The organism is Roseicitreum antarcticum (assembly GCF_014681765.1).
In the GTDB taxonomy this organism is placed as follows: domain Bacteria; phylum Pseudomonadota; class Alphaproteobacteria; order Rhodobacterales; family Rhodobacteraceae; genus Roseicitreum; species Roseicitreum antarcticum.
Window position 1 is genome coordinate 3,056,371 of record NZ_CP061498.1, and the last position, 26,643, is coordinate 3,083,013.

The window sequence follows — 26,643 nt, forward strand, 5'->3', positions numbered from 1 at the left end:
TCAGAAAAACAGCCGCGTCAGATCGGGCTGGGCCGAATGGCATGTGTCGCCGTCGCGCCGATTTCATAAAACGCGGTGCGCGCACCTTTCAGCCCTTCGCGGTGCTGCGCGATGGGGTCTATGGGCAGCGCATCGGTCTTTCCGTACAACAGTGCCTGTGCGGCGCATTTCCCGAACAACGTTCCGGGGCCGATGCCGCGGCCCGAATAGCCGAAGATCGACACTGCACCGGGCCCGAAGGCAACGACCTTCGGCAGATGGTCAGCGGTCATGGCGATTTTGCCTTCCCAGGCATGGGTGAACGGCAGCCCAGCCAGCGCCGGATAAAGCGTTGCCATTTTGCGCGCGGCCCATCGCCGGTGCAGCCGCGCGCCGGGGCCGGCAAGGTTGCCGCAGCCCCCGATGACAAGGCGACCGTCGCCATCCAACCGTACCGAACTCATCACCAGATCGGTATCCCAGCAGCCTTCGCCGCCGGGCAGGATATGTGCGCGCTGTGCTTCACTCAGGGGGGCGGTGGCGAACTGGCTGAAGTGGACGGGGACAAATTGCTGCCCGGGCACTCCCCTGATCCCGTCGGCGTAGGCATTGGTCGCCACGATCAGATGCCGGGCGCGGATGCTGTGGCCCTGCGATGCGGCATGCCAATCTGTACCGTCATGCCAGACCCGGCTGACGCCCGCATTCTCGAATATCTGCGCGCCAGCAGAACGGGCCGCCTGCGCAAGCCCCCTGCAATAGGCCAACGGCTGGATGGTGCCGCCGCGAGGATCGAAGAGTGCGCCATAAAAGGCATCCGAGCCTGTGCGCCGTGCAGTTTCCCCGGCATCCAGCAGTTGCAGAGGTGCCCCGGCCCGGTTTCCTTGCCGGAACCTGTCCTCCAATTCGCGCAGGCCCGAGGGGGCGTGTGCAAGGTGCAGCGTGCCGTTGCGCACTGCGCCGCAGTCGATACCCTGCGCTGCTATGATCCCGAAGACTGCGTCGGGTGCGGCGGACAACGCGTCGATCAGGCGCATCCCCGCAGCCTGGCCCAGCGTGCCGATGATCCGGTCGGGAGGCAGCCAAAGGCCCGCATTCACCAGCCCCACGTTGCGCCCCGATCCACCGTGGCCAATGCTTCCGGCCTCCAGCACGACAACCCCGGCCCCAGTCTGCGCCCCCTCCAACGCCGCGGAACAGCCGGTGAAGCCCGCACCGATGACCAGCAGATCGGTGGCGATGTCCCCACGCAGGGCAGGAGCATCGCCGACGGCCCGGTGGCTGGCGCGCCAGAGGTTGCCGGGTTGGTCAGATGTCAAACCTGATCCCCTGCGCCAGCGGCAGTTCGCGCGAGTAGTTGATGGTATTGGTCTGGCGCCTCATATAGCCTTTCCACGCGTCCGAGCCGCTCTCGCGCCCGCCGCCGGTGTCCTTTTCACCACCGAAGGCCCCGCCGATCTCGGCACCCGAGGGGCCGATATTCACATTGGCGATGCCGCAATCCGATCCAACCGTCGACAGAAAATACTCGGTCTCGCGCACATCGGTCGAGAAGATGCACGAACTCAGCCCCTGTGGCACTGCGTTCTGCATCGCGATGGCGTCGTCCAGATCGCGGTATTTCACGACGTAGAGGATGGGCGCGAAGGTCTCATGGTGCACAATCGCGGTCTGCGATGGCATTTCGGCAATCGCGGGGCGGACATAGGCGGCGGCGGCATGGCTGTCGGTCAGTATCTGCCCGCCGCCATGCACGGTGCCGCCTTCCGAACGGGCGGTGTTCAGCGCGGCATCCATTGCTGCCAAGGCCTGAACGTCGATCAGCGGCCCGACCAGCGTGCCATCCGCCAGTGGGTCGCCAACCGGCAGCCCTTCATAAGTCTTCACCAGCCGGGGGATCAGTGCGTCGTAAACATCTTCATGCACGATCAGCCGACGCAGGGAGGTGCAGCGCTGCCCTGCCGTCCCGACCGCGGAAAAAACGATGGCGCGCAATGCCATTTCCAGATCCGCTGAAGGCGCTACGATCATCGCATTGTTGCCACCCAGTTCCAGGATGCTACGGCCAAGGCGCTTCGCCAGATCGGCTGCGACGGCGCGGCCCATGGGCACCGACCCGGTTGCCGAAACAATGGCGACCGACGGGTGCGCAGTCAGAGCCGCGCCCAGGTCCCGTTCGCCAACCAAGACCTGCGTCAGTCCTTCGGGCGCATCCTCGCCAAATTCGGCACGTACCCTTTCGCAGATATTCTGCACCGCCAGCGCGGTCAGCGGCGTCTTCTCGGACGGTTTCCAGATGACAGGGTCACCGCAGACCAGTGCAAGCGCAGCGTTCCAGCACCAAGGTGCCACAGGGAAGTTGAAAGCGGTGATTACGCCGCAGACCCCCATGGGGTGCCATGTCTCGCGCATCGCATGTCCCGGCCGCTCTGACGCGATGGTGAGCCCGTAGAGCTGGCGCGACAGTCCCACTGCAAAGTCGCAGATGTCGATCATCTCCTGCACTTCGCCCAGGCCCTCTTGTAAGATCTTGCCGCACTCCAGTGTCACCAACGCGCCGAGGGACGCTTTCTGCCGCCGCAATTCCTCTCCCAGAAGCCGTACAAACTCGCCCCGGCGCGGTGCGGGCACCTTGCGCCATTCAAGGAAGGCCGCATGCGCAGTGTCGATCATCGCGCGGGCCTCGGTCGTGCTGTGCGGGGTCAGCCGCGCAATCTCGGATCCGTCGACCGGGGTTGTGACCGACAGGGTTCCACCGGTCAATCCGTTCTGCGTAAGGCCGCAAGCGGCTAGAATATCTACATGGTTCATGGCGAAATCTTCCTTCTTCTGTCCCGTTGGCGCCCATCCCGCACCTGCCGGGCGATACACAGCAACGGGGGCCTTTGGTATTTTGTAGGATGTTCGTGTGAAGCGGTCGACCCCTTGCGACGCAGTGTCTGCGTCTGGCGTTGCCCGGTGCTGAACCAGATCACAAAACGCACAGACCATGAAAGGAATGCAAAGAGACAGACTTGACGTAGATAAATCTGTATGACAGATATTAAATCATATCATATAGCATTGGGTGCGCACTGCCCGGTGCTGCTGCGAGTTGGCAATCGGGGGGGAACTGGATGCGGCGTGCTTTCATCGGGCAGGCGACTGGCGTGCTGGTCACGCTTCTGGGGTTGCTGGTGCTGACCTTCGTTATTGGCAGGGTCATGCCGGTCGATCCCGTGCGCGCTATCGTGGGCGAGGATGCGACGCGGGAGGTGTATGAGAACGTCTTTCGCCAGCTTGGCCTTGATCGGCCGGTCTGGCAGCAGTTCTTCTACTACCTGTGGGATGTGCTGCGGCTAGATTTCGGTACGTCGATCCGCACGGGGCAGCCGGTGATCGACGACATCAAGCGCGTTTTGCCTGCTACCATCGAACTGGCAACCTTCGCCATCATCATCGGCGCGACGCTGGGCATTTCGCTGGGGGTCACAGCGGCGGTGAACAAGGACCGCTGGCCTGATCACATCATCCGAGTGATCTCCTTGCTCGGCCATTCGATGCCGATCTTCTGGACCGGGATGATCGGACTATTGATCTTTTACGCGGGCCTTGGATGGGTTGGCGGGTCGGGCCGGATGAGCCAGTTCTACATCGGCATGGTGCCGGAGCGAACCGGGTTTCTGTTCATCGACAGCGCAGTAGCGGGGCAATGGGATGTGTTCTGGTCGGCGCTGAACCATGTTCTGCTGCCCGCCAGCCTGCTGGGCTATTCCTCGGCCGCCTATATCACCCGGATGACGCGCAGCTTCATGCTGGATCAGTTGGGGCAGGAATATGTGACCACCGCCCGGGTCAAGGGGTTGAGCCGCCATCAGACGATCTGGCGGCACGCTTTTGCCAACATCCGGGTGCAGCTGGTCACGATCGTGGCGCTGGCCTACGGCGCGCTGTTGGAAGGCGCGGTGCTGATCGAAACAGTTTTCGCCTGGCCCGGGTTTGGGCAATATCTCACCTCGAACCTTCTGATCGGCGACATGAATGCGGTTATGACCTGCGTTCTGGTCGTCGGCGTGATCTTTATCGGCCTGAACCTGATTTCTGACCTGCTGTACCGGGTGTTCGACCCGCGTACCCGCTGACCGGAGGCTTCCTTGGACAACACCACCTCAGCCCAAATCCCCGCGGGCCGCGCGACGCCGCAATGGCTTCGGGCCGGGCGCAACATCGTGCGATTCTTGCTGCGCAGCCCGACATCGGCCTTTGGACTGACGGTGCTGGCCGTCCTGATCCTGACGGCGATCTGCGCGCCGCTGATTGCCACCCATGACCCCTATGCGCAGGATCTGACCAACGTGCTTGCACCGCCAGGGATGGCGCATTTCTTCGGCACGGATGAGCTGGGGCGCGACATCTTTTCGCGCATCGTTTTCGGGGCGCGGATTACGCTGACGATCATCTTCCTTGTGACCATCGTCGTCGGGCCGGTAGGGCTGCTTGTGGGGACCGTCGCGGGCTACCATGGAGGCAAGATCGACGTGGTGCTGATGCGGGTGACCGACATTTTCCTGTCCTTCCCGTCACTGATCCTGTCGCTTGCCTTCGTAGCGGCGTTGGGTCCCAGCCTTAACAATGCGATTATCGCGATCTCATTGACAGCATGGCCGCCCATCGCCAGGCTTGCGCGGGCCGAGACGCTGACTTTTCGCGCGGCGGATTACATCGCGGCGGCAAGGCTTCAGGGTGCATCCTCGGCGCGCATCATCTGGCGATCTATCGTGCCGATGTGCCTGCCTTCAGTGCTGATCCGGCTGACGCTGAACATGGCCACCGTGATTTTGACAGCGGCGGGGCTGGGATTTTTGGGTCTTGGCGCACAGCCGCCCCTGCCTGAGTGGGGCGCGATGATTGCCACAGGCCGACGCTATATGATCGACAGCTGGTGGCTGGTGACGTTCCCCGGGCTTGCCATCTTGTGCGTTTCGTTGGCCTTCAACCTGCTGGGTGATGGATTGCGCGATGCGCTGGACCCCAAACAGATGAACAAGAGGTAATGGCCATGCCCGACACCCAACCGATCCTGAGCGTCGAAAACCTGTCGGTCCGCTATCAGGGCAGCGATACGCCTGCGGTGCGCAATGTGTCCTTCACCCTGGGTCGTGAGCGGCTGGGCATCGTGGGTGAAAGCGGGTCAGGCAAGTCGACCGTTGGTCGTGCGATCCTGAAGCTTCTGCCCTCAGCTAGGCTGACGGCGGACCGGATGCAGTTCGAAGATGTCGACATTCTGAACGCTTCTGAGCGGCAGATGCTCAAGGTCCGTGGCCGACGGATGACGATGATCTTGCAAGACCCCAAATTCTCTCTCAACCCGATCCAGCGTTGCGGCGCGCAGATGTCAGAGGCCTATCGCACGCATTTCCGCTGCACCAAGGCCGAGGCGCGGGCGAAAACCGTGAAGATGCTGGAGGCCGTGCAGATCCGCGACCCGGAGCGGGTTTATGACCTTTACCCGCACGAAGTTTCCGGCGGTATGGGACAGCGCGTGATGATCGCCATGATGCTGCTGACGGACCCCGACCTTGTGATCGCGGATGAGCCGACTTCGGCATTGGATGTCACGGTGCGGCTGAACGTGCTGGATATTCTGGACGGACTGGTCCGCGACAGGGGCATTGGTCTGATAACCATCAGCCATGACCTGAACCTTGTGCGCAACTACTGCGACCGTGTGCTGATAATGTACGCAGGACAGGTGGTCGAAGAGCTGGCCGCCCGTGATCTGGACCGCGCCACGCATCCCTATACCCGTGGCCTGTTGGCAGCGCAGCCCCGGATTGGCGGCCCGCGACAGCCGTTGCCGGTATTGGCGCGTCAGGACGACTGGAAAGCCGCACTTGGCACAGCCAACAAGGGGGCGCAGGCATGACCGCATCAGTCGAAATTGAAAAGATGGCCATCAGCTTTGGCATGGTGCAGATCCTGCCCGAAGTGACCTTTGACGTCGCGGCAGGCGAATGCTTTGGGTTGGTTGGGGAAAGCGGCTCAGGCAAATCGACCGTGCTGCGATGCCTGTCCTTGTTGCTGGACAACTGGACCGGCGAGGCAAGGATCGGCGGTACATCGGTGCGCGACTTCAGCCTGATGCAGCGCTGTCGCACGCTTCAGATGGTCTTTCAGGACCCATACGGATCGCTGCACCCCCGCCATTCGATCCGGAGCGCTCTGTCGGAACCGCTTGCCATTCACAAGCTGGACAATGCGCCGGACCGCTTGGCGGCGGCCATGGTGGATGTTGGCCTGCCAGTGGACTTTCTGGACCGCTATCCGCATCAGCTTTCGGGCGGTCAGCGCCAGCGGGTGGCGATCGCGCGCGCGCTGATCCTGGAGCCCAAGGTTTTGTTGCTGGATGAGCCGACGTCGGCGCTGGACGTGTCCGTGCAGGCGGAAATCCTGAATCTTCTTCAGCGGCTGCGCGAAGAAAAGGGCTTCACTTACATCATGGTCAGCCACGATCTGGCGGTGGTGGACCATATGTGCGACCGTTTCGCGGTGATGCAGGCGGGTAATATCGTTGAAGTCCTGCCGCGCAGCGCCATCGCGCAAAACGCGGCACAGCACCCCTATGCGCATGAACTGATCGGTGCCAGCCTGCATTATGAGCGCGCCGTCTGATCCACCCCCCACTGGCCATGCTTTCCCTTGCACGTCTGTGCCCCGCCCCGCGTTTGTGGGGCGGGGCTTTTTCTGACCGGCTTTCGCCAGGCGCCGGAGCAAACTACGCGGCGGCGTTGGGGGGTACTGCGGTGCACACCCATGCGAAAGGGGACGCAGACGATTGTCTGCGTCCCCCCTGATTTGCCCGCAGATCGTTCAGCGATCTTTGGTGACGCCTTCAAACCGCATGACCCATGGGTCCACGATCAGGCCCGAGATGTCGTCCTGATACGCTGCCGTCACAACACGTTCCGAGAACGGCTGGATCGAGGGGACCACTTCCTCGATCTGCTGCTGGATCTCCTCATACATGACGATCTGCGCGCTTTCATTTGGCTCCAGCAAGGCGGCCTCGATGCTGGCGTTCAGATCGGCGTCGTAGAAGGACGTGCGCCAGCCCTGATAATTCGTCAGTCCGGCATCGTCCGAATTGTCGGGGTTGTAGATCAGAGCGCGCAGGTTGCTGTCGGGGTGCGGTTGCTGACCGCCGCCGCCGCGACCCACCAGCAGTTCAAACGAGCGATCGCGCATCGCACCGTAAATCTGGCCACCGTCGCCGGTGATGATCTCGGCATTGATCCCGGCCTGCGAGAGCGTATTCTGGATCGCGGTCGCGCTGTCCAGGAACTCTTGTGTGGAAATCACGCGCAGGGTGGTGTCGAAGCCATTAGGGTAGCCTGCCTCTGCCAGCAGTGCCTTGGCGCGGTCCACGTCCAGCGTATAGCCCGGATCGGGTAGCGCTGCGAACGCCGAAGAGTTTACAGGCCGCTGCCGCTGGACGCCGAAATAGGGCATGATTGCGCCATTTATGCCTTCATAGTCGATCAGATAACGCAGTGCCTCGCGGACTTTGGGGTTGGCGAAGCGTTCGTCCTCCATTGACACGGCAAGATAGTAGAAATTGGCCGATGGAACGGTTTCGACGGTAATGTCTTGATCGGCTTCCAGCGCTTTCAGGTCGGGGGCCGCCAGTGAAAAGCCCACGTCGATGTCGCCCTGTTGCAGGCCCAGTCGCTGCGACTGGCTTTCTGGCAGGTGGCGCATCAGAACCCGGTCCATCGCAGGCGCGTCACCCCAGAAGTTCGCGTTCTTCTCTAGGATAACATACTCGTTCGACCTCCATTGTCCCAGCGTGAATGCGCCCGATCCTGCAGCATTATTGGTCAGCCAAGCGCTGCCCATATCGCCGTCGACCTCATTTTCCATCACCAGTTGGCTGTCGAGGATCGAACCACGTCCAGATTCAGCCAGTACCATCAGCATCAGCCGCGGGTCATCGGGCTGCGGCAGGGTCAGAACGAATGTCTGGTCATCCTGCGCTACAAAATACTGGTCGATATCTTCGGCGCTGAAGCCCCGCGACATAAGCGTCGAGGCCTGTGCCAGCCCCAGCGTCAGCAGTCGCTTGAAGCTGTAGGCGACATCATGCGCGGTCAGGGGGTTGCCCGAGGCAAAGACCACGTCCGGCCGCAGATGAAAGGTGACCGACATACCATCTTCTGCGATCTCCCAGCGCTCGGCCAGCCGCGGTTCCAGTTTCCGCGTTTCTGGGTTCAGCACCACCAGCGTGTCATAGACATTGTTCAGTATCTGAACGGTCTCACCCCCGGTGATCGCGGCGGGGTCCATCGTCAGCACGTTGTTCATGTTGAACGCTGCGATCAGCTGGTTTGCGGGCGTTTCGGCCTGCGCCATAGGTGCCACCAGTGCCGTTCCCAGCATCAGTGCGCCGATCGTGGCGGATTTCATCAGGTGTTTCATGGTTTCCTCCCTTGGAATGCGTCGTCGTCGTTTCACGGGCGGTGCGCCCGCCATCACCTGCACCCGGGCCTTTACCGGATGCGGTTATTCTCGATGTGATCGAAGTCGATATCTTCGCCCAGCCCGGGGCGGTCGGGGACATGGACGAAACCGTCGGCATCCATCGGGTCCGACAGTGATTTCAGGTAATCGAACCCATCATCGTATTCGAGGAACGGATGCAGCAACCCGCGCTCATACCAGCGGCAGTTGCGGGTAGCGGCGACCAGATGCAGGTTCATCGCAGTGTTGCCATGCACCTCGCAGGCCATCCCGAACGCCTCGGCCAGATGCATGGTCTTCAGCGCAGGCGTGATGCCGCCCACATCGTTGACCCCGGTGCGCAGGATGTCGCAGGCCCCCGCCTTGATCCACTCCGCGCGGTGCCAGTGCTTGCCCGCAGCGCTTTCAGGACCGATAACCGGAATGTCTAGATTGTCAGCCAGCCACTTGTAAGATGACATGGATTGCTCATCCATCGGCTCTTCGATCCAGTCGAAATTCAGCTTTTCAAGCCCACGTCCCAGCCGCAGCGCGTCTTCGCGGCTGTACCAGTGGAAGGCGTCTATCATCAGTGAGATGTCAGGCCCTACAGCTTCGCGCACGGCCGCGCAGGCCTTCAGATCCATCTTCACATCAGGCGCCCAGCTGACTGGCGGCATCCAGGTGTGCAGCTTGATCCCTTTGTAGCCCCGTTGCACCAGGGTTTGGGCAAAGCGTCCGTAATCCTCAGGCGTGGCCAGCCCGCCCGGCAGTTCATCGCCGCACATGATAGAGGCGTATGACAGCACCCTGTCCCGGTATCCGCCGATCAGCTTGTAAACCGGCTGGCCCAGTGTCCGCCCCGCCAGATCCCAAAGCGCACAATCAACAACGGCCAAGGTGCGGTCAGTCAGCTGTGCTGCCGACCCGCGCTGCCAGTGTGCGAGGTCGTGCCAGAGGCGTTCGCGGTCGCGGTGGTCCTGTCCTATCAGCACCTTTCGCACAAATTTTTCGATGACATCCGGGCGCACGACCTGCGGTGGGCAGAAGGAATGGCCGGACTGCCCGTTTTCGCTGGTGATGGTCAGCATCGCCTGTTCGACCTGATGGGCGGGGCCGGGATGGGCATGCCCCGCCGTATCGGCGTGCCGCCGTGTCGTATGGGCGAAAACGGTGACGCTGACGTCGGTGATGATCATGCGGGTGTCCTCTTGCAGTGTCGGCGCGTGGCGCTGGTGCGCGCGCCGGATAATCTGTATGACAGGTTAAGCGTGTTTCGTGCATTTTGTAAATACTCGTCATACTGATTTGAGGATGTGTCGTATTTAAACTTGGCGCCGATCGGTTTTCTGTCAGGCGGATTGCCTGACAATTCGGAACGGGCTATTGTTCAACTGCCAAATGATCGGCCAAAAAAAGGAAAAACCAGCCATGATGTCGCCCCCCCCCGCCAAGGCCCGCCCGCGTACGCTTGTCAGTCAGGTCAGTGAAGCACTGCGCAAGGAAATTGAAAGCGGGACGTTCCAGCCAGGCGAGCGGCTGCCCAGCGAAGCGGCATTGACCCAGGTGCATCTGGTCAGTCGCACCGTGATCCGGGAAGCCATCGCCATCCTGCGTTCAGATGGTCTGGTGGAAACGCGCAAGGGGGCCGGTGTTTTTGCGCTCGATCCTGCGGCGCGTCGGCGCGGTGAGCCGTTCTCGGAGCTGAACACAGGGCGGATCTCCGAGGCGATTGAACTGCTGGAAATGCGCAGCGCATTCGAGATTCGGTCGGCCAACCTGGCAGCGGTGCGTCGGTCAAACGCCCAGCTTGATGCCATCTTGCGAAATCATGAGGTTATCGGGGACTGCATCGCGAAGGGTGAGCCGACGCGCGAGGCTGATTTCCAGTTTCATTTCGCCATTGCCGAGGCAACGCAGAACACCCGGTTCCCGCAATTCCTGACGCTGATCCGTGACGGCATCATGCCGCGGGCCGAATTGACCCAGACCGCCGGGCAGCAAAAGGCCATCCCCAACCCCTATCTGCAGCAAGAGCATGGCGCGATTGTCGGTGCGATCATGGACGGTGACGGGGCAGGGGCCGAGCATGCGATGAAGACGCATCTTGACGGTACTCTGCGGCGCTACCGCGAAATTCTGCGCGCCTCGCTGGGGGAGTGACCGCATCGCATGCGATCAAACTCCTGCATCGCCGCAAAGTGGGCGCGCATCAGCGGTGCCGGTCGATCAGATCCTGCAGTATCCCGCATTCAGCATCGGTCAGGTCGTCCAGCGGCGCGCGCACTGGGCCGGGTTCAAAGCCAACCAGCCTGACACCTGCCTTGACCGCGGCCACCGCATAGCCCTTGCGGCGCCCGCGCAGTTCCATGAATGGGTAGAAGAAGCTCTTGAGAATATCCTCGCAGGTTGTCCGGTTCCCTGCTCGCAGGGCGGCGTAAAACCTGTTGGCCAGCGCTGGGACGAAGTTGAGTACCGCCGAGGAGTAGGTGGTGAATCCCGCGCCCAGATACGCCTCGGCGAACAGTTCGGCGGTAGGCATGCCGCCCAGATATGTCAGCCGGTCGCCCATCTTTGCCGTCACCTGCCGCACCAGGGCGATGTCGCCTGTGCCGTCCTTGAACCCGACGAGATTGGGGCAATCGTCGCAGAGCCGCGCAAGCGTGTCAGGTTGCAGGACCGAATTGTCACGGTTGTAGACCATCACGCCCATGCCGGTCGCATCGCAGACGGCGCGGACGTGGCGGTACAGCCCCTCTTGCGGCGCATCAATCAGGTAGTGGGGAAGCAACAAGATCCCGTCACCCCCAGCCTTTTCGACCGATTTCGCGATCCCCACCGCAATTTCGGTGCCATAGCCACAGCCCCATACGATGGCCGTTTCGCCTGCCGCTTCCTTGGCGGCGCGTACGATGCCCGGGATCTCATTGGGGCTGAGCGAAAAGAACTCTCCTGTGCCACCGGCCGCGAAGAGGACCGGCGCGTTGAAGCCCGAAAGCCACGCGACGTGCTTCTTGTAGGGTTCTGGGGCGAAGCGGTTTTCGGCGTCGAAAGGCGTAACCGGAAAGGACAGTAAGCCCGCGCCGAGGGCTGCCTTGATCTGTTGCGGGTCCATCTGGGCGTTCCTTCTGATTTCACCGGGTTCGGTGATGCCTTGCGTTGATCTGGAGGATAGGCAACTGATGAATGCATGTCTAATATCAAGAATGACTTAATCTATTCATATATTGTATTCATGAGGCAGAAGCATGCTTGAGACCAGTCACCTGCGTTGCTTTGTTGCTGTCGCCCGCGCCCGGCATTTCGGGCGCGCCGCCAAAACGCTGCACATGACGCAGCCACCGCTCAGCCGACAAATCCAGTTGCTGGAACGCGCGCTGGGATGTGTGTTGTTGCATCGCAACAGCCGGGGGGTGGAACTGACGGCTGCGGGGGCGGATTTCCTGCCGGAAGCACAAAAGATCCTTGGCCTGATTGACAGGGCAGGCACCCTGGCGCGCGATGTGGCCGAGGGACGGCGGGGCGCGGCCCAGGTTGGTTTCACCGCAGTGTCGGCCTATGAAGTGCTGCCCGATTTCATCCACGCTTTGCGCCGCGATCATGCCGATATCCGGCTGGAGCTGCACGAGATGGTCAGCCGAGATCAGGTCGCGGCGCTGCGGTCGGGGGCAATCGATGTCGGCCTCTCACGCGCGCATGTGGCGCTGTCAGAGTATGACCACTGCCTGATCGCCCGCGAACGCCTTGTCGTGGCGCTGCCGCACGATCACGCGCTGTGCAGCCGGGACAGCCTGAATTGGTCCGATCTGCATGGCCAGGATTTCCTGATGTATGAAAACCGCGACGCGCAGTATTTTCACGACCTTGTCGCAGGCCGCCTGACGCTTGAAGGCGCGCGGCCGAATGTCGTGCAGCGCCTGACGCAGATCCATACGATTCTTGCCTTGGTCCGGGCGGGCGTGGGGGTCGCGGTCGTGCCGACCTCATCCCGCAGACTCAACATGTTCGGAGTCGCGTACCGCGAGATTGATGCCGCCCGCCCGCTCACCGCCGAATTGATGCTGGTCTGGGCGCGCGGCAATCGCAACCCGGTTTTGCCGATGCTGATCGCCGCAGCGAAGGCTATTGCCGATAGGAGCGCAGATTTCACACCGCGCCGGTCCAGCTGATGGCCTGCGCGGCGCACCGGTTTGCAATGTCCTCGGCAACACCTGACGGCAGCGGCACGCCCTCTTGCAGATATTGCAACCGCATCGCCAGACCGTGTTCACCGGGCATCCGTACTGGCGGCGCACCTTCCGGCACGGGATTGGACCGGCATGCCTGTGCAAAATGGCCAGTTTCAGCGCGGAAGGTGTCCAGCCCTGCAAAGGCGGTGGGGTCGATCATTTGCACAAGCACGGACGCGCCCCATCGATCCGGCGCGGTGAGTCTGCCGAAGCCTGACAGGCCGGATGTCAGTGCCTCGACCATCGTGCCCAAGGCAAAGCCCTTGTGGCCATATTCCAGCCCCCCAATCGGCAGCAGACTGCCTGCGGGGTCCGAAAACAGGACCGATGGGTTGCTGGTCGCGTTGCCATCCGCATCTTTCAGCCACTGCCCGGAAAACTGTGCGCCGGTCTTGTGCAGCCGCCCACTCATGCCATTGGTGGTGATGGACATGCTGATGTCCATCAGGACCGGCCCCGCATCGGTGGCGTAGCCAATGGCGACGGGGTTGGGCGTGTGGGTGGCATGCAGGCCGCCGTGGGGCGCGACCGCGCGGACTGCCGGGTCGGAGCATTGGATGATGACGATCAGATCTTCATCCGCCGCGCGTTTCAGGTAGGACGCGAGCGAGGCGATGTGATGCGAACGGGCGATGGCAATGGCCCCCATGCCGAATTCGCGGGCCTTGGCTGCGGCCTCTTGCATCGCGCGAACGACCAGCCATGGCCCGGGCAGATAGTCGCCATCCCAACTGGCTACCGCGCCACGCCCGCCGGTGACCGTGATATCGCCCGTGCCGCGCATCCGCCCCGCCGCGAGTTCCGCCAGATACGGTGCAAGTAGTTGCAGGCCATGGGTATCATGTCCCATCAGGTCGCCTTCAACCAGCACTTCGGCCACGATCAGAGCCTTTTCATGGTCCAGCCCGGCCTTTTGCAGCAGCGCGGTGCAGACCGCCAGCAGTTCGCTCACATCATAACGCACGAGGTATCCTTTCTTCGCAGCGCGTTTCGGAGACGGACGCGGGACTTTGCCCCCGGGCCGCCTGCGGACGCGGCAAGTCATGACACCGCATCGGAACCCTCGCACTGTCATCGGACGCGGCGCGGGCTCGGCCCGATATCCCCCGACGCCCGTTTGGTTTCGCCTGCCATCGGTTTCGGTCAAGACGCGCCGAAAGGCAAAACCTTTCTTCGGTCGCGCCTGATGTCCCGCCTCTATAAACGGATCAGGCCAATGACCGGTCGACGTTTTCACATGCGCCAGTGGCGGCGACGCGTGCCCCACAGGGCGTGCTGTCATCGTCGCATCCGGACCTTGACCGCCGGTCCGGGCTGGCGTCGGGTTTTTGGGAGCGCGCAAATTAGCGCTTGCCGGTTTGCGGATGTTGCTGCGATATGTTCCTTGAAACATATCAAAGGCAATTGCGCATGCGATCCTTTCCTTTCCGTTGTTCCGCCATTTCGGCGCTGGCTGTTGCCGGGACCGGTTTGCCTGCAGTCGGCGATGAGATCACGGTCTTTGCCGCTGCCAGCCTGGCAGATGCGCTGGCGCAGGTGGCCGCGACCTGGACCGCCGAGACGGGGCATGCGGTTGTACTGTCTCATGCTGGATCTTCGGTGCTTGCCCGGCAGATCCAGCAAGGTGCGCCCGCCGACATCTTCATTTCGGCAAGCACGGGGTGGATGGATGCCGTCGCCGCCTCGGGTGATCTGCGGCCCGGCGCGCGGCGGGACGTGCTCGGAAACACGCTTGTACTGATCGCCCATGGTGCTGATGAGGTGCCCGTATCGATTGATGAAAACCTCGATCTGCAGGCCATGCTGGGCGACGAACGGCTTGCCATGGCGATGGTCGAATCGGTGCCTGCCGGCATATATGGCAAGGCGGCGCTGTCGTGGCTGGGGCTGTGGGACAGTGTGGCACCCAAGGTCGCGCAGGCCGATAACGTGCGCGCCGCCCTCGCCTTCGTTGCGCGCAACGAGGCGCCGCTGGGCATCGTCTACGCGACCGATGCAGCGATCGAGGCGGATGTGACGATCATCGGCATTTTTCCGGCCGAAAGCCACGCGCCGATCACTTACCCCGCCGCGATCACTGCGCAATCCACCAGCCCGGTCGCCGGGGCCTTTCTTGACTACCTCACCGAGCCGCCCGCACGGGAAATCTGGGCTGGGTTCGGGTTCAGGGCGCTCTATTGAAAGGGTGCATGTGATGCCAAGCGACTGGATGACCTGGCTTGGTCCGGCCGAGTGGCAGGCGGTGCGGTTGTCTGTCCGCGTGTCGCTCTGGGCGACGCTGGCCAGTCTGCCGTTGGGCATCCTGACCGCATATGCGCTGGCGCGGTGGAACTTCTGGGGCAAACAGCTGCTAAACGGCTTCGTGCATCTGCCGCTGATCCTGCCGCCTGTGGTCACTGGCTATCTGCTGTTGCTGACCTTCGGGCGGCGGGGCGTGGTGGGGCAGGCCCTTGATCAATGGTTCGGGATTGTGCTGTCCTTCCGCTGGACGGGGGCGGCGCTTGCTGCGGCGATCATGGCGTTTCCCCTGATGGTGCGCGCGATCCGTCTGGCGATCGAAGCGGTGGACCCCAAGCTGGAAGCCGCCGCCAGCACGTTGGGCGCCTCAAGACTTTGGGTCTTTGCCACGATAACGCTGCCGCTGATCCTGCCCGGGGTCATCGCGGGGGCGATCCTTGCTTTTGCGAAGGCGATGGGAGAGTTCGGGGCAACCATCACTTTTGTCTCTAACATCCCTGGCCAGACGCAGACCGTGCCTTCGGCCATCTATGCGCTGCTTCAGGTGCCGGGCGGCGAGGGGGCGGCAAGCCGTCTGGTCATCGTCGCCGTCGCCCTCGCCATGGCGGCGCTTCTGCTATCGGAATTCGTCGCGCGGCGGGTGGCACGGCGGGTGGCGGGGTCATGACAGTTCAGATCGCGCTGCGGCATCGTTTCGGGGATTTCGGCCTGGATCTCGCGTTCGACGCACCGCCGGGTGTGACCGTGCTGTTCGGCCCTTCGGGTTCCGGCAAGACCACGGTGGTCAACGCGGTTGCCGGGTTGCTGCGCCCCGACCAAGGCCGGATTGTGGCCGATGGCCGGGTATTGCTGGATACTGCGGCGCGGCGCTTCGTGCCGCCACACTGTCGCCGCATTGGCTATATCTTTCAGGAAGGGCGGCTATTTCCCCATCTGAATGTGCGGCAGAACCTGCTGTACGGACGCTGGTTTGCCCCGCGCGCGGCCCGTCGTGAAAGTGTGTCACAAGTGGTCGACATGCTGGGCATCGGTCCGCTGCTGTCGCGCCGTCCCGGCGCGCTGTCGGGCGGCGAGAAACAGCGGGTCGCCATTGGCCGCGCGCTTCTGTCTGGCCCGGACATGATCCTTGCCGATGAGCCGCTGGCCGCGCTGGACGAGGCCCGCAAAGCCGAGATCCTGCCATATTTTGAGCGGCTGCGCGATGCCGTGTCGGTGCCTATCCTCTACGTCAGCCACGCCCCGGCCGAGGTGGCGCGGCTGGCCACGACGGTGGTCGCGCTGAAAGCGGGGCGGGTTGCAGCAGTCGGATCGGCGGCGCAGGTGCTGGGCGACGCGATGGCTTTGGGCACACCCGTGGCGACTTCGGTTCTGCGTGCGCGGGTTGCAGCGCATCACGCCGACGGACTGAGCGAGTTGATATGCGATGCGGGGCGGCTGTGGGTGCCGTGTGTCGTGGATGTCCCGGGTGCGCTGATCAATCTGCGGATCGCGGCGCAGGATGTGATCTTGTCGCGTGAAGCGCCGCAGGGCCTGTCGGCGCTGAACATCCTGTCCGGGGTTATCGCTGACCTAAGCCCCTATGATGGCGTCAGCGTGCTGGTAACGCTGGAATTGGGCGACGCGCGGCTGACCGCCCGCGTCACGCGACGGTCTTCTGTCGCCATGGAACTTGCGCCCGGGCAGCGCTGTCATGCCATCATCAAGACCCTCACGGTCGCGCCCCAAGATCGGGGCACCAAATATGTACCGGGCGATGGCTCATAGGGTGCCCCGCACCGGGTCGCTCAGGTGCGGGCACCTGTCATTTATCTGGCCCCACCGACGAGAGGCACCCGCCCCGGTGGCCGATGCTGTACTGCGGGCCTCGGCCACCGGGGCGGGTGCTTGCAAGGGCTACTCGTTGCCTTCCCGTGCCCCGGCGGTCGCCCGGGCATCCGCCGCAGCGCTTTCACGGATATCGCTGATCATTTCCGCAGTGGGATGGTCGACGAAATCATTGGCAAAGTTCTGCTGGATATAGGTAACCACTTCGACAATCTGGCCATCCGACAGCCATTTGTCGAACGCAGGCATCGCCCCCATGCCGTTGATCACGATCCAAGCGGGGTACTGGCCGCCCTGCAGCCGTGGGTTCAACGCAAGCGGCGGATAGGTCGCCGCGCCCACTGCCCCCTGACCCTGCGGCTGGTGGCAGCCCGAGCATACCGCGTTGTAGATAGCCTCGCCGTCTTCCATCAGGAAGGTGTCGGTCGTAGCGCCCAGTTCTTCGGCGCCCGGGTTGCGTGGTGCACCGCCTTCGTAGCTTTCCTGCGCCGATACCGTTGCTGGGAATGCGGCGGCAGCGACCAAGGTTGCGGCCAGCACAGTCTGTGACAGATATCTCATTGCGGTGCGCCTTCCTGCCCGTTGCTGTTGTAAAGCCCGCTGGCTGCGACGTCGTTCAGGCGGGTGATCGCGTCGAGCGTCGACAGGATCGAGCCTTCCATCCAGCCGGGGATATAGCTCAGATGCTCGCCTGCGCAGACGATGCGCCGGTCCACTTGCGCGGCGGCGCGGTAACGATGGTCGCGGGCGTCCCAATTTGAATAGCACCCCAGCATCCATGGCACCCGGTGCCACGACAGCGCCACGCCACTGCTGAATTCCGTGTCGATCTCGGGGTGGATCATTGCGCCGTAGCGCCGCACGCTTGCCACCCGCTCTTCGGGCGTCATCGAGTTGTAGACATAAGCCTGCGGGCCATAGACATAGGCCGACAGCAGCACCCCCGGCCCCTGCGAATGCAGATCGGCAGAGGGGTAGCTGATCTGGGAGATCGGCAGGTCGGTATAGGTGATCCCGCCATAGATCGCGTGATCCTGTTCCCAGAATCGGCGCTTCATTTCCAAGCCGGCTTTCATCGCTTCATAGTACTGCAAATCCCGCATCGCCTGCCGCATATCTGCGGAAACGTCGATGTCGATCTGGCTGAGCACTGAAAACGGGATGGTGCAGACGCACCAATCCGCCGTCGCCCGCGAGGTGCCGCTGCCGGTGCCATCGGCCGAATCGTATTCCACCGTTACCCCGCCACTGTCTTGCATGACGCGCAGCACGCGCGCGTTGTGGGTAATCAGGTCGCCGACCTCACGGTGGAAGGCCTTGGCGATCTCTTCCATGCCGCCGACAGGCTGAAACATCGGGGCGTGGTGCTGGTAGGTGGTGTGGTTGCGCAAGTATTGCCAGAACTGACTGGACACGATGTCGTCCAGGCTGATCGGTGTACTGGGCGAGGGTTCGGCATCCGACAGCCCGCCCCCCGGCGCGCCGCCTTCGGGATAGCCGCGGTATCCGGCGGTTTCCAGCCGTTCGGTGTATCTGTATTGTCCGTCCAGCACACCGAAGGATTTAAGGGATTCAAGCAGCATCTCCTTGTCCTCAACGCTGACGCTATCCACCAAACCATTCTGATCGACGGATTTGGCCAGCAGCTCGCTGATCCCGCCGAGGTAGTCGGAAAATACCGTGCGATAGCGCTGCGGCTTGCCATCAAACGCGTTGGACGAATGCAGATAGGCGCTCTGGTTTTCCTGCACGAAAACTTCCAGCTGCACGCCGAGCTTCTGGCAGTAATCCAGCACTGCCCGGTGGTGGTGCGGAATGCGCCAGGGGCCGATGTTGATATACTGCCCCTCGCTGAATTCGCAGTTCTGCGAATAGCCGCCGAGTTCGTCGAAGCTGTCGCCGCCTTTCAGCGTCCAGCAGCGGCCGCCTGCACGCTTCTGATATTCCAGGATCTGGACCTGATAGCCTGCGCGCCGCAACTCATAGGCGGCCAGCATACCTGATAGGCCAGCGCCAAGGATCAGCACCTTCGCACCCTGGGGGGCGCCTTCCAGCGCAGGTGTGCCGCTGTAGGGGCTGGGTAGCGCGTGACCCATCGTCGTCATGGCGTTGAGCATGATCCCCGAACCCCCTGCCATTCCGATCAGGGCAAGCAGATCGCGTCGGGACATCTGTGATGGCGTGTCGGTCATGGGCAGGCCTTTCCTCTTGAGTGTTTCGATAGGATGGATGGCTCATTTCGCAGATGCGGGCCCGGGATTGGGTGCGTCCTGTTGTACGAAGCGCAGGGCCAGCGCGCCGATGGCGGCCAGGAAGAACAGGCCCCCCGCCACCCACATCACGGCGCCAGCCAGCTGCTGATCGGCCAGCGGGCCGATGCCATAGGCCAGTGTCGTCGCGAGGTGGAAGTCATGCCATGGCGCGGGCGCGAGGGTTAATACCGCCGCCAATGCGGTCATTTGCGCACCGGTCAAGGCGGCGGCGGCCAGGCCACGTTCAGGCGCGGCGCGCAGCGCGGCGAATAACAGGGTCGCTGAAGCGAACAGGCTGATGTGCATGGCCCAATAGGTCAGATCGTTCTCCAGCGTTGCCTGATAGGGCCCCGGCGCGTGCCAGAACCAGAACAAAGCCGCGAAAAGACCCGCCAGCGGCAGTGAGGGCCAGCGCAATGCGGGAAGTGCGGCGGCAATGATCGGGGCCGCAAGCAAGGTCAGCAGGACATGCTGCGCCACTCGGGCCGAGAACAGCGCCATCGACGCCGCGCACAGCGGCGAGATGAACAAGAGTGCTACCAATGCCCAGCCGATCGTCAGCCGCGTCCGGTCCTGTGCCGCCCAAAGCCCTGCCAGAAGGGTCAGCGCAAGGCCGGTCAGCAGCAGCGGGTCCAGCATCCACCGCCCCCACAGATCTGCGGGAAGCGGCGGTGATCCGCAAAATGGCACATAGGGTTCCATCGTGTCCTCCAAATTCTCTCAGCCCGTACAACTGTCCAGCATCGCCACCGGCACCACGTTCATCAACACGGCCAGAAGCGCGATGAGGGTCGTCCAGAAGGCGGCCCCGGCCAGCGGCGCCTCGGGGGCATCGGGCGGGATTTGACGGAAGTGGCGCCGGGCGCGGAGCAGGAACACCAACAGCACCAGCCCCGGGATCAGGGTCACAAGGCTGACCAACAAGCGCAGCGTCTCGGGCATCATCAGCGCGCGCGGACCGCACGCAGCCGAGGTCAGCGCATAGACGGCGATGAAATGCAGCGCCCAAATCGTGATGGGGCGGGCGATCCAGAAGACCATCCGGCTCATGGCACAACCTCCAACATCAGAAACACGCTCGCCGCACCGATCACCATCACGGCCACGCCATTCGCGAAGGTCGACAGCAGCATGTCTGGCAACGTTTGCCCCGGGCGCACCGCGCCAGCCAGCTTGCGCAGCGCATTGAACAGAGCCCAGTAACAGACAACCACCAGATACACCGCGACAAAGGCTCCGAGGGTCCAGCCCATGGCGCCGAAAGCGCTGGCGAAGGGATCGACGGGCATCAGCGCCAACCCCAGCGCCACTGCCGTGGTGGCCGCTGCCAGAACGCACAGCAGATCCATCAGCGCGGCACCCACCCGCCGCTGCGCGCACGCCAGCCGGTTGGCGCCCCACGCGAGCAAGGCCAACAATCCGCCGCCGACCAGCGCGCCGATCGCGGCCGCCATATCAGGTGCGGCTGTGGTGGCAGATATCTGCGGCTGTGTGTTCCACAAGTACAGCCCTGCAAACAGGATCGATGCATAGAGTGCGAACGAAATCAGCAAGGTCCCTGTGGTGGCAAAGTACAGATGGCTGCGACGGTCCACGATATTCACCGGCAAGCGCAGCCCGGGCAGGCCGGTATCGCGGTGAACGCCGCTGTCCGAAGGCTCCCATACCCACATTGTCAGCCCGATCAGCGCGATGACCGCCCCGGCGGTGACCCAGACATACTGTCCGGCCAGCACAAGCACGAAGACCAGCGCCAGACCCACCGCCAGGATCAGCGGCGACCATGACGGGTGGGGCAGGCGCAGGATCTGGATCGGCGCGCCACTGACCGGATCGCAGCCCAGCGTTTCACGCCGGTGGTCGGGGGCGGTCTCGCGCAGTGCTCCCGGCAGGGCCTCCGGGTCGCCTCGGGTCAGTTCAGGTTGGTCCCACAGCGGCTCTCGTGAGTGTACGGTGGGGATTGCGCGGAAGTTGTAGCCCGGTGCCTGGGGCGGATAGAGCCATTCCAATGTCGCCGCGCCCCACGGGTTGCGACCAGCGGCGGGACCGCGCCAGCGGTGGCGGAAGAAGTCGAAGATGAACACCGCGATGCCTGCTGCCAGAATATACGAGCCGATCGAGGACAGCATGTTCAGCCTGTCCCAGCCGATACCCTCTGGGTAGGTGGCGATGCGTCTTGGCATGCCCCGCATCCCGGTCAGGTGCATCATGAAGAACGCCAGGTTGAAGCCCGAAAACATCAGCCAGAACGCCCATTTGCCAAGGCGTTCAGACATCATCCGCCCGGTGAAATGCGGTACCCAGTAGTAAAGCGCTCCAAACATTGGAAAGACGAAGCCGCCGATCAGCACATAGTGCAGGTGCGCCACCACGAAGTAGCTGTCATGCGCCTGAAGGTTGAACGGCACCGAGGCCAGCATCACCCCCGTCAGTCCGCCCAGCACGAAAATGAACAGGAAGCCAAGGATGAAATACATCGGCACAGTCAGGCGCGGGCGGGCCTGCGCCAGTGTGGCGATGAAGCAAAATATCTGTACGCCAGTCGGGATTGCCACCATGGTTGAGGCCGCTGAGAACAGCGTCAGCGACATGTTTGGCAGGCCCGTCGCAAACATGTGGTGCGCCCACAGTCCGAAGGACAAGAAGCCCATGGTCACCACTGACGCCACGACAAAGCCATAGCCGAACAAGGGCTTGCCCACGAAGACCGGCAGCATCGTGGCGACCATTCCGGCGGCGGGCAGGAATATGATATAAACCTCAGGGTGGCCGAACAGCCAGAACAGGTGTTGCCATAACACCGGGTCGCCCCCCAGCGCCGTATCAAAGAACGGCAGGCCCAGTAGCCGTTCGCCCTCCAGGATCAGCGTGCCGATGATCAGCGGCGGGAAGCCGACGGCGATCATGAAAGCGGTGACCAGCAGATACCACAGCAAGATCGGCATCCGTGTCAGGCGCATCCCCGGGGCGCGGCTGCACAGGATGGCAGCGATGATCTCAACCGCGGCGGTAACGCTGGCGATTTCGGCCAGCGTGATCCCGATCAGCCAGAAATCGGCAGACATCCCCGCGGTGAATTCCCTGGTCGACAGCGGCACATACATGAACCACCCGCCGTCCGGCGCCGCGTCGAACAGAAAGGAAGACATGACGATTGCGCCGCCAAACAGGTAGCAATAGTAGCCAAAAGCACCAAGGCGCGGATAAACCAGGTCCCGCGCTCCCGTCATCAGAGGAATGAGGTATATTGCAAACCCCTCCAGCATCGGGATCGCGAAGAGGAACATCATGATGGTCCCGTGCATCGTGAAGAACTGGTTGTAGGTCTGGCTGTCGAGGAAGGTGTTTTCCGGCACGATCAGTTGCGTGCGCACCAGCAACGCAAGGACACCTGCGATCAGGAAGAAGATGAAGCCGGTAATCAAGAAACGCTTGCCGACGACGCGGTGCGATACCGATGCCAGCACGGCCATCCCAGAGGGTTGCTGCCATAGCGCGCCAAAGCTCAGGTCACGGTTGCCCTTTGGCGCGCGGTCATGGGCAGGGGGGATATGATCGGGTGAGCGGGTCATTTCAGGCTTGCCAGATACGCTGATACCGCGCGCAGGTCGGGGCCGGACAGATGGTTGAAATTGGGCATTTGTGCCCCGGGTTTCATGTCGCGCACCGAAGCGATCCACCCGGCCAGAGTGCCTTGGTTCATCCGCCACATGCCCGCGCCCAGACTGCCCCGCGCACCCACCCGCGTAAGGTCGGGGCCAAGGCGGCCGCCCTCGGCGACGCCCCGGATCTCATGACAGGCCGCGCATCCTTGCTGCGCGAACACGTCGCGTCCTGCGACCAGATCGGTCCGCGCGGGGTCGCGCGCCGGGCCTGCGCTGTCGGTGAGCCAGTCATCAAAAGCGGCAGGTTCCAGTACCAAGACCTCGAAGGCCATGCGGGGATGGCTGAGGCCGCAGAATTCGGCACATTGGCCGCGGAACCGCCCCGCCTCGGTAGCTGTCACGGTCAGTGTATTCACGCGCCCCGGGATCATGTCCATCTTGCCCGAGATCGAGGGCACCCAGAATGAATGGATCACATCCGCCGCATGCAAGCGCAGCGTCACGGGGCGGCCCTCAGGCAGCACCAGTTCATTCGCGTCGCGGACTGCCATGCCGTCCGGGTCGTAGACGATATCCCACCAGTATTGGTGAGCCGTCACGTCGACCACCAGCGCGTTCTCGTCAGCCCGGGTCATCGCGACCAGTGCAAGGGTTGATCCGGTCAGCACCAGCAAGATCGCGGTCATCGGCACGATGATGCCGCCGGTCCAGATCCACCACGTTCGCGGTGCGGCGCGCGCGCGCCAAGCCAACGCGATCAGTGCCATCATCAGCACGAAAACCACCCCAAAGCCTGCCGTCATCGCCAGTGTGAGATCGTATGCAGAAGCCGCGCCGATGCCTGCGGGGCGCAACCATGACTGGCTGCCAAAGATGTCCAGTGCGCTGTCCATCGCCTAACTGCCCCCAACGCTGTAGAGGTAGGCTGCCATGTGCCGCGCCTCGGCTTCACTGACACCCAGATCGGGCATGGCGGTCTGCGGGGAATGGACCGTGGGTGCCACGATCCAGCGCACCAGACCGCCAGGGCGGTTGGGCAGAACGCCCGCGATATAGGCCTGCCCCCCAAGACGGTCGAGGGCGGGGCCCACCCGGCCCCTGGCCTCGGCGATACCGGGGATCTGGTGGCACGCGCCGCAGCCATAGGACAGCATCAGCCTCCGCCCCTCGCCCGCATCCCCGGCGTGGATGGCGCGCGCGGCATTCTCCCAATCGGGACTGCCGTCCAGCGGGCGGCCGTCATACCAGGTGGCCAGATCACGCGCCGCGGCCTTGATCCCGGCGGACAGATTGTCGTCAGACCCCCTCGGGGGGGGCAGCGCGGCCCAGCCCATCGCCATGAAGGCAAGCAGGGTCAGGCCACCGCTAATGATATAGGTGCGGTAGCGTCCCATCGGGTCAGTCCTCGCCTGCCGGTGTGGCCGCGTCGGTGTCTGCAGCGACGTCGCGCGCCATCGGTCGGACGCGGGCGAAGTAGTCCGACACCGCCTGCATGTCTTCTTCGGTCATCTTCTGCGCGATGGAGGACATGACGTTCATCGCGTCATTATCGCGTGTCCCGTCGGACCAGAGTTGAAGTTGATACGCCATGTAGCTGCTATACTGTCCCGCCAGATACGGAACGGCGGGGGGCAGGCCCGCACCAGATGGGCCGTGGCAGTTCGTACAGGCGGGAATGCCCCGTTCAGCCGATCCCACGGCAGCCAGTTGCCCGCCCCATTGCAAGATGTCCCCGCTCACCTCCCCAAGGGGGGTATGGTACGGGGCCTCGATCGTGGCGTAATAGGCGCTGACGGCCTCCATTTCCTGTTCGTCCAGCCGCTGCGCGATGCCGCTCATCACTGCATTGGGGCGCGCCCCTGAGGCATAGTCGATCAGTTGCTTGTAAAGATACCAGCCTGACTGTCCGGCCAGTCTGGGGAACGCGCCCGAGCCGTCGCCCTGACCTTCGGCACCGTGGCACGAGATGCAGGCCATGCCCGCGCCGCCCGCATCGGAACCGCCCATTGCGATCAGCCGGCCCTCCTCCAGCATGTTTTCGGTCACCTCCCGGTTTACCTGCACGCCGAAGAGGACGCGCTGATCAGACAGGCGGTCTTGCAGCCTGTCGATTCCGGGACTGGTCGCGCGATCCTGTGCCATCAGTGCGGTGCTGGCAACGGCGATGCCGAGGCCGAGACCTAGGGCGGCAACCGTGTCCATTTGTGCAAGGCGGGGCATGGGCATCTCCTTTCGTTGGGCGTGGGCAAATGCCTCAGGCGTCCATCAGCGGGCGGGGGTTGGGAAGATAATCAGCTTTCATGTGCGCCAGCGTCCAATATGCGAGGCCCATCAACGGGCCGGTGGGGTTGTAGCCGAGGTTTTGCGGAAACAGGCAGGCCCCGAACACAAAAACGTTGTGATGGTCCCACATCTGGCCAAAGCGGTTGACAGCGCTGGTGCGCGGGTCGGTGCCGATGACGGCGCCGCCGACATTGTGCGTGGTCTGGTAGGGCACTACTGAATAGCCCTTTCCCTCGGCCGCTTGATTGCTGGTTGAAACCGAGGTCACATGTGCCATCTCGCCTGCGATATCGGCGGCCCGGCTCATGATGTAATCGCTCATCCGCCGGTCATTGTCGGGAAAGTCGAAGGTCATCCGCAGCAGGGGGCGCCCGTAGGCATCGGTCCATGTCGGGTCAAGGTCCAGATAATTGCCCGGTGTGGACATGGATGACCCGTGCGCGACGATCCCGGCATGATGCAGGTAGTTGTCGCGTACCGCGCGTTTCCATTCCGCGCCCCATGCAGGCGTCCCCTCGGGCACCGGCTGGTACGAGATCGGGCGACCGTGGTACTGGGTGCTGGCGATATAGCCGCCGCCGACGAAGCCCAGTTCGGAATGGTCGAAATTGTCGCCGTTGTAGTCATCCACCACGACCCCCAATGCGCCCGCGCCCATGAAGGGGTTGGTCACGACAGTATCGTCGAAAAACGCACTGACCGATGCAATGGTCTGATAGGAATAATTGCGCCCCACGACGCCTGTGCGGGTTTCGGGGTCATAGGGCTGGCCCAGCCCGGACACCAGCATCAGATGCACATTCCACAGCGAAAAGGCATTGAGACAGACCACATCGGCGGGTTGGAAATATTCGACCCCGCGCTTGTCTTGATAGACCACGCCGGTCGCAGTCTTGCCATCCGCCGATTTCATGACCCGCAGCACCTGGGCGTCAAAGCGGATCTCGAAATTCTCATGCTCCTTGATCTGGTCATAGACACAGATGATCGGATCGGCCTTGGCGAAATAGCCACAGCCAAAGCGTTCGCAGAACCCGCAATAGGTGCAGGGGTGCAACTGGGCACCATAGGGGTTCACATAGGCCTTCGTGACATTTGCCGAAGGCATGGGAAAAGGGTTGAGGCCCATGCGTTGCGCCGCTTCGCCAAAGAGAGTGTTGCCTACCGGCTGGCGCATCGGCGGGTTCGGATATGCAGCGGCGCGCGGCCCCTCATGGACATTGCCGCCGGGCTGGGTGGCGCCCTGCAGATTGCCCGAATATCCTGCCGTGCCGCAAATTCGCTCGAAGAAATCCAGATGGGGTTCCAGTTCGTCGTAGGTGACACCCCAGTCCTGTACCGACAGATCGGACGGGATGAAGTCCGCGCCATAACGGTCCGTGTAATGGCTGTGCATTTCCAGATCCGACGGCAGTGGCCGCCACAACTGGCCATTCCAGTGCACGCCCGCGCCCCCAAGTCCCGAACCGGGCAGGAACGACCCGAGGCGGCGCATGGGCAGGGCTCGCTGCTGCCGGTTTTGCCGGAAGGTCAGGGTTTCCTTGCTGAGATCCATCGCATGCTTGTGGTGCAGCGCGTATTTCAGTTCATCATGTTCTTCTGGGGCCGCGAAGGACGGCGCATCGTGGCGATCGCCGCCGCGTTCCAGAACGACACAGCGTTGACCGGCATGCGCCAGTTCATAGGCGGTCGTCAGGCCTGTCCAGCCGCCACCCACGATCACGACATCGGTTTTGGGAAGGATGTGATCTGCCATGA

The 26,643-nt window shown here is 62.9% G+C and carries 24 protein-coding genes; 9 read left to right on the top strand and 15 right to left on the bottom strand.

Annotated features, from left to right (window positions below; translation table 11 throughout):
• Positions 1-17: 17 nt before the first annotated feature.
• Entirely contained in the window at positions 18-1,298 is a 1,281-nt protein-coding gene (locus H9529_RS14580; protein ID WP_092886386.1) for an NAD(P)/FAD-dependent oxidoreductase, read from the bottom strand.
• Positions 1,288-2,790 carry an L-piperidine-6-carboxylate dehydrogenase gene (gene amaB / locus H9529_RS14585; protein WP_092886388.1) on the bottom strand — a complete coding sequence of 501 codons (1,503 nt, stop codon included), beginning with the start codon at positions 2,788-2,790 and terminating at the stop codon, positions 1,288-1,290. Before amaB ends, H9529_RS14580 begins: the two co-directional genes overlap by 11 nt.
• A 305-nt stretch (positions 2,791-3,095) precedes the next feature.
• Between amaB and H9529_RS14590 the strand changes: the two genes are divergently transcribed.
• From H9529_RS14590 to H9529_RS14605, 4 genes are read left to right on the top strand one after another with little or no spacing between them, the layout of a single operon-like run.
• The gene (locus H9529_RS14590) at positions 3,096-4,100 is read left to right on the top strand and encodes an ABC transporter permease (protein WP_092886390.1); all 1,005 of its coding nucleotides are present in this window, start codon (positions 3,096-3,098) and stop codon (positions 4,098-4,100) included.
• 12 nt (positions 4,101-4,112) lie between these two features.
• The gene (locus H9529_RS14595) at positions 4,113-5,012 is read left to right on the top strand and encodes an ABC transporter permease (protein ID WP_218132102.1); all 900 of its coding nucleotides are present in this window, start codon (positions 4,113-4,115) and stop codon (positions 5,010-5,012) included.
• 5 nt (positions 5,013-5,017) lie between these two features.
• Complete coding sequence (locus H9529_RS14600) at positions 5,018-5,884, top strand: ABC transporter ATP-binding protein (RefSeq protein ID WP_092887044.1); 867 nt, start codon at positions 5,018-5,020, stop codon at positions 5,882-5,884.
• Positions 5,881-6,630 (top strand): ABC transporter ATP-binding protein, encoded by a 750-nt coding sequence (locus tag H9529_RS14605; RefSeq protein ID WP_092886392.1) that lies wholly within the window; start codon positions 5,881-5,883, stop codon positions 6,628-6,630. Before H9529_RS14600 ends, H9529_RS14605 begins: the two co-directional genes overlap by 4 nt.
• A gap of 198 nt (positions 6,631-6,828) precedes the next feature.
• Here the strand turns inward: H9529_RS14605 and H9529_RS14610 are convergent, their stop codons facing one another.
• Together H9529_RS14610 and H9529_RS14615 are read right to left on the bottom strand one after the other, a co-directional pair.
• Positions 6,829-8,433 carry an ABC transporter substrate-binding protein gene (locus H9529_RS14610; RefSeq protein WP_092886394.1) on the bottom strand — a complete coding sequence of 535 codons (1,605 nt, stop codon included), beginning with the start codon at positions 8,431-8,433 and terminating at the stop codon, positions 6,829-6,831.
• A 71-nt stretch (positions 8,434-8,504) separates the two neighbouring features.
• Positions 8,505-9,653, bottom strand: coding sequence for a mandelate racemase family protein (locus tag H9529_RS14615; RefSeq protein ID WP_092886396.1), 1,149 nt, complete (start codon positions 9,651-9,653; stop codon positions 8,505-8,507).
• Between the two features lie 232 nt (positions 9,654-9,885).
• Here H9529_RS14615 and H9529_RS14620 point away from each other — a divergent pair, with 232 nt between their 5' ends.
• Complete coding sequence (locus tag H9529_RS14620; protein WP_223814194.1) at positions 9,886-10,617, top strand: FadR/GntR family transcriptional regulator; 732 nt, start codon at positions 9,886-9,888, stop codon at positions 10,615-10,617.
• 49 nt (positions 10,618-10,666) lie between these two features.
• Here H9529_RS14620 and kdgD read toward each other — a convergent pair whose 3' ends face one another.
• Positions 10,667-11,569 (bottom strand): 5-dehydro-4-deoxyglucarate dehydratase, encoded by a 903-nt coding sequence (gene kdgD / locus H9529_RS14625; protein WP_092886398.1) that lies wholly within the window; start codon positions 11,567-11,569, stop codon positions 10,667-10,669.
• Between the two features lie 133 nt (positions 11,570-11,702).
• Here kdgD and H9529_RS14630 point away from each other — a divergent pair, with 133 nt between their 5' ends.
• Positions 11,703-12,623, top strand: coding sequence for a LysR family transcriptional regulator (locus H9529_RS14630; protein ID WP_092886400.1), 921 nt, complete (start codon positions 11,703-11,705; stop codon positions 12,621-12,623).
• On the opposite strand, the gene H9529_RS14635 is transcribed toward H9529_RS14630, so the two are convergent.
• Positions 12,601-13,647: an Ldh family oxidoreductase gene (locus H9529_RS14635; RefSeq protein ID WP_218132103.1), complete on the bottom strand. Its 1,047-nt coding sequence runs from the start codon at positions 13,645-13,647 to the stop codon at positions 12,601-12,603. The genes H9529_RS14630 and H9529_RS14635 overlap by 23 nt on opposite strands.
• A 446-nt stretch (positions 13,648-14,093) precedes the next feature.
• Between H9529_RS14635 and modA the strand changes: the two genes are divergently transcribed.
• From modA to modC, 3 genes are read left to right on the top strand one after another with little or no spacing between them, the layout of a single operon-like run.
• Positions 14,094-14,864: a molybdate ABC transporter substrate-binding protein gene (gene modA / locus H9529_RS14640; RefSeq protein WP_092886402.1), complete on the top strand. Its 771-nt coding sequence runs from the start codon at positions 14,094-14,096 to the stop codon at positions 14,862-14,864.
• Positions 14,865-14,877: 13 nt separating this feature from the next.
• Positions 14,878-15,588, top strand: a complete 711-nt coding sequence (gene modB, locus H9529_RS14645; RefSeq protein ID WP_397544878.1) for a molybdate ABC transporter permease subunit — start codon at positions 14,878-14,880, stop codon at positions 15,586-15,588.
• Positions 15,585-16,685 carry a molybdenum ABC transporter ATP-binding protein gene (gene modC, locus H9529_RS14650; RefSeq protein WP_092886404.1) on the top strand — a complete coding sequence of 367 codons (1,101 nt, stop codon included), beginning with the start codon at positions 15,585-15,587 and terminating at the stop codon, positions 16,683-16,685. Before modB ends, modC begins: the two co-directional genes overlap by 4 nt.
• Positions 16,686-16,814: 129 nt before the next feature.
• On the opposite strand, the gene H9529_RS14655 is transcribed toward modC, so the two are convergent.
• The 9 genes from H9529_RS14655 to H9529_RS14695 form a co-directional block, all read right to left on the bottom strand.
• The gene (locus H9529_RS14655; RefSeq protein ID WP_092886406.1) at positions 16,815-17,306 is read right to left on the bottom strand and encodes a c-type cytochrome; all 492 of its coding nucleotides are present in this window, start codon (positions 17,304-17,306) and stop codon (positions 16,815-16,817) included.
• Positions 17,303-18,937, bottom strand: coding sequence for a flavin monoamine oxidase family protein (locus H9529_RS14660; protein WP_223814195.1), 1,635 nt, complete (start codon positions 18,935-18,937; stop codon positions 17,303-17,305). Before H9529_RS14660 ends, H9529_RS14655 begins: the two co-directional genes overlap by 4 nt.
• A gap of 42 nt (positions 18,938-18,979) precedes the next feature.
• A complete protein-coding gene (locus tag H9529_RS14665) occupies positions 18,980-19,636 on the bottom strand; it encodes a cytochrome c oxidase assembly protein (protein ID WP_223814196.1) in 657 nt (218 codons plus the stop codon).
• Between the two features lie 81 nt (positions 19,637-19,717).
• Positions 19,718-20,047: a hypothetical protein gene (locus H9529_RS14670; RefSeq protein ID WP_092886410.1), complete on the bottom strand. Its 330-nt coding sequence runs from the start codon at positions 20,045-20,047 to the stop codon at positions 19,718-19,720.
• A complete protein-coding gene (gene ctaD / locus H9529_RS14675; RefSeq protein ID WP_092886412.1) occupies positions 20,044-22,569 on the bottom strand; it encodes a cytochrome c oxidase subunit I in 2,526 nt (841 codons plus the stop codon). Before ctaD ends, H9529_RS14670 begins: the two co-directional genes overlap by 4 nt.
• Entirely contained in the window at positions 22,566-23,495 is a 930-nt protein-coding gene (coxB, locus tag H9529_RS14680) for a cytochrome c oxidase subunit II (RefSeq protein ID WP_092886414.1), read from the bottom strand. Before coxB ends, ctaD begins: the two co-directional genes overlap by 4 nt.
• A gap of 3 nt (positions 23,496-23,498) precedes the next feature.
• Complete coding sequence (locus H9529_RS14685) at positions 23,499-23,996, bottom strand: c-type cytochrome (RefSeq protein WP_092886416.1); 498 nt, start codon at positions 23,994-23,996, stop codon at positions 23,499-23,501.
• A gap of 4 nt (positions 23,997-24,000) precedes the next feature.
• The gene (locus tag H9529_RS14690) at positions 24,001-24,822 is read right to left on the bottom strand and encodes a c-type cytochrome (protein ID WP_092886418.1); all 822 of its coding nucleotides are present in this window, start codon (positions 24,820-24,822) and stop codon (positions 24,001-24,003) included.
• A 34-nt stretch (positions 24,823-24,856) separates the two neighbouring features.
• Positions 24,857-26,641, bottom strand: a complete 1,785-nt coding sequence (locus H9529_RS14695; protein ID WP_092886420.1) for a GMC family oxidoreductase — start codon at positions 26,639-26,641, stop codon at positions 24,857-24,859.
• Between the last annotated feature and the right edge of the window lie 2 nt (positions 26,642-26,643).

Coding starts and splice junctions, on each gene's coding strand:
- H9529_RS14685 (WP_092886416.1), bottom strand. CDS start 23,996: ATGGGACGCTACCGCACCTATATCATTAGCGGTGGCCTGACCCTGCTT.
- H9529_RS14695 (WP_092886420.1), bottom strand. CDS start 26,641: ATGGCAGATCACATCCTTCCCAAAACCGATGTCGTGATCGTGGGTGGC.
- modA (WP_092886402.1), top strand. CDS start 14,094: ATGCGATCCTTTCCTTTCCGTTGTTCCGCCATTTCGGCGCTGGCTGTT.
- H9529_RS14610 (WP_092886394.1), bottom strand. CDS start 8,433: ATGAAACACCTGATGAAATCCGCCACGATCGGCGCACTGATGCTGGGA.
- H9529_RS14630 (WP_092886400.1), top strand. CDS start 11,703: ATGCTTGAGACCAGTCACCTGCGTTGCTTTGTTGCTGTCGCCCGCGCC.
- H9529_RS14620 (WP_223814194.1), top strand. CDS start 9,886: ATGATGTCGCCCCCCCCCGCCAAGGCCCGCCCGCGTACGCTTGTCAGT.
- H9529_RS14690 (WP_092886418.1), bottom strand. CDS start 24,822: ATGCCCCGCCTTGCACAAATGGACACGGTTGCCGCCCTAGGTCTCGGC.
- H9529_RS14615 (WP_092886396.1), bottom strand. CDS start 9,653: ATGATCATCACCGACGTCAGCGTCACCGTTTTCGCCCATACGACACGG.
- modB (WP_397544878.1), top strand. CDS start 14,878: ATGCCAAGCGACTGGATGACCTGGCTTGGTCCGGCCGAGTGGCAGGCG.
- H9529_RS14655 (WP_092886406.1), bottom strand. CDS start 17,306: ATGAGATATCTGTCACAGACTGTGCTGGCCGCAACCTTGGTCGCTGCC.
- H9529_RS14600 (WP_092887044.1), top strand. CDS start 5,018: ATGCCCGACACCCAACCGATCCTGAGCGTCGAAAACCTGTCGGTCCGC.
- amaB (WP_092886388.1), bottom strand. CDS start 2,790: ATGAACCATGTAGATATTCTAGCCGCTTGCGGCCTTACGCAGAACGGA.
- coxB (WP_092886414.1), bottom strand. CDS start 23,495: ATGGACAGCGCACTGGACATCTTTGGCAGCCAGTCATGGTTGCGCCCC.
- ctaD (WP_092886412.1), bottom strand. CDS start 22,569: ATGACCCGCTCACCCGATCATATCCCCCCTGCCCATGACCGCGCGCCA.
- H9529_RS14665 (WP_223814196.1), bottom strand. CDS start 19,636: ATGCTGGACCCGCTGCTGCTGACCGGCCTTGCGCTGACCCTTCTGGCA.
- modC (WP_092886404.1), top strand. CDS start 15,585: ATGACAGTTCAGATCGCGCTGCGGCATCGTTTCGGGGATTTCGGCCTG.
- kdgD (WP_092886398.1), bottom strand. CDS start 11,569: ATGGACCCGCAACAGATCAAGGCAGCCCTCGGCGCGGGCTTACTGTCC.
- H9529_RS14605 (WP_092886392.1), top strand. CDS start 5,881: ATGACCGCATCAGTCGAAATTGAAAAGATGGCCATCAGCTTTGGCATG.
- H9529_RS14590 (WP_092886390.1), top strand. CDS start 3,096: ATGCGGCGTGCTTTCATCGGGCAGGCGACTGGCGTGCTGGTCACGCTT.
- H9529_RS14660 (WP_223814195.1), bottom strand. CDS start 18,937: ATGACCGACACGCCATCACAGATGTCCCGACGCGATCTGCTTGCCCTG.
- H9529_RS14670 (WP_092886410.1), bottom strand. CDS start 20,047: ATGAGCCGGATGGTCTTCTGGATCGCCCGCCCCATCACGATTTGGGCG.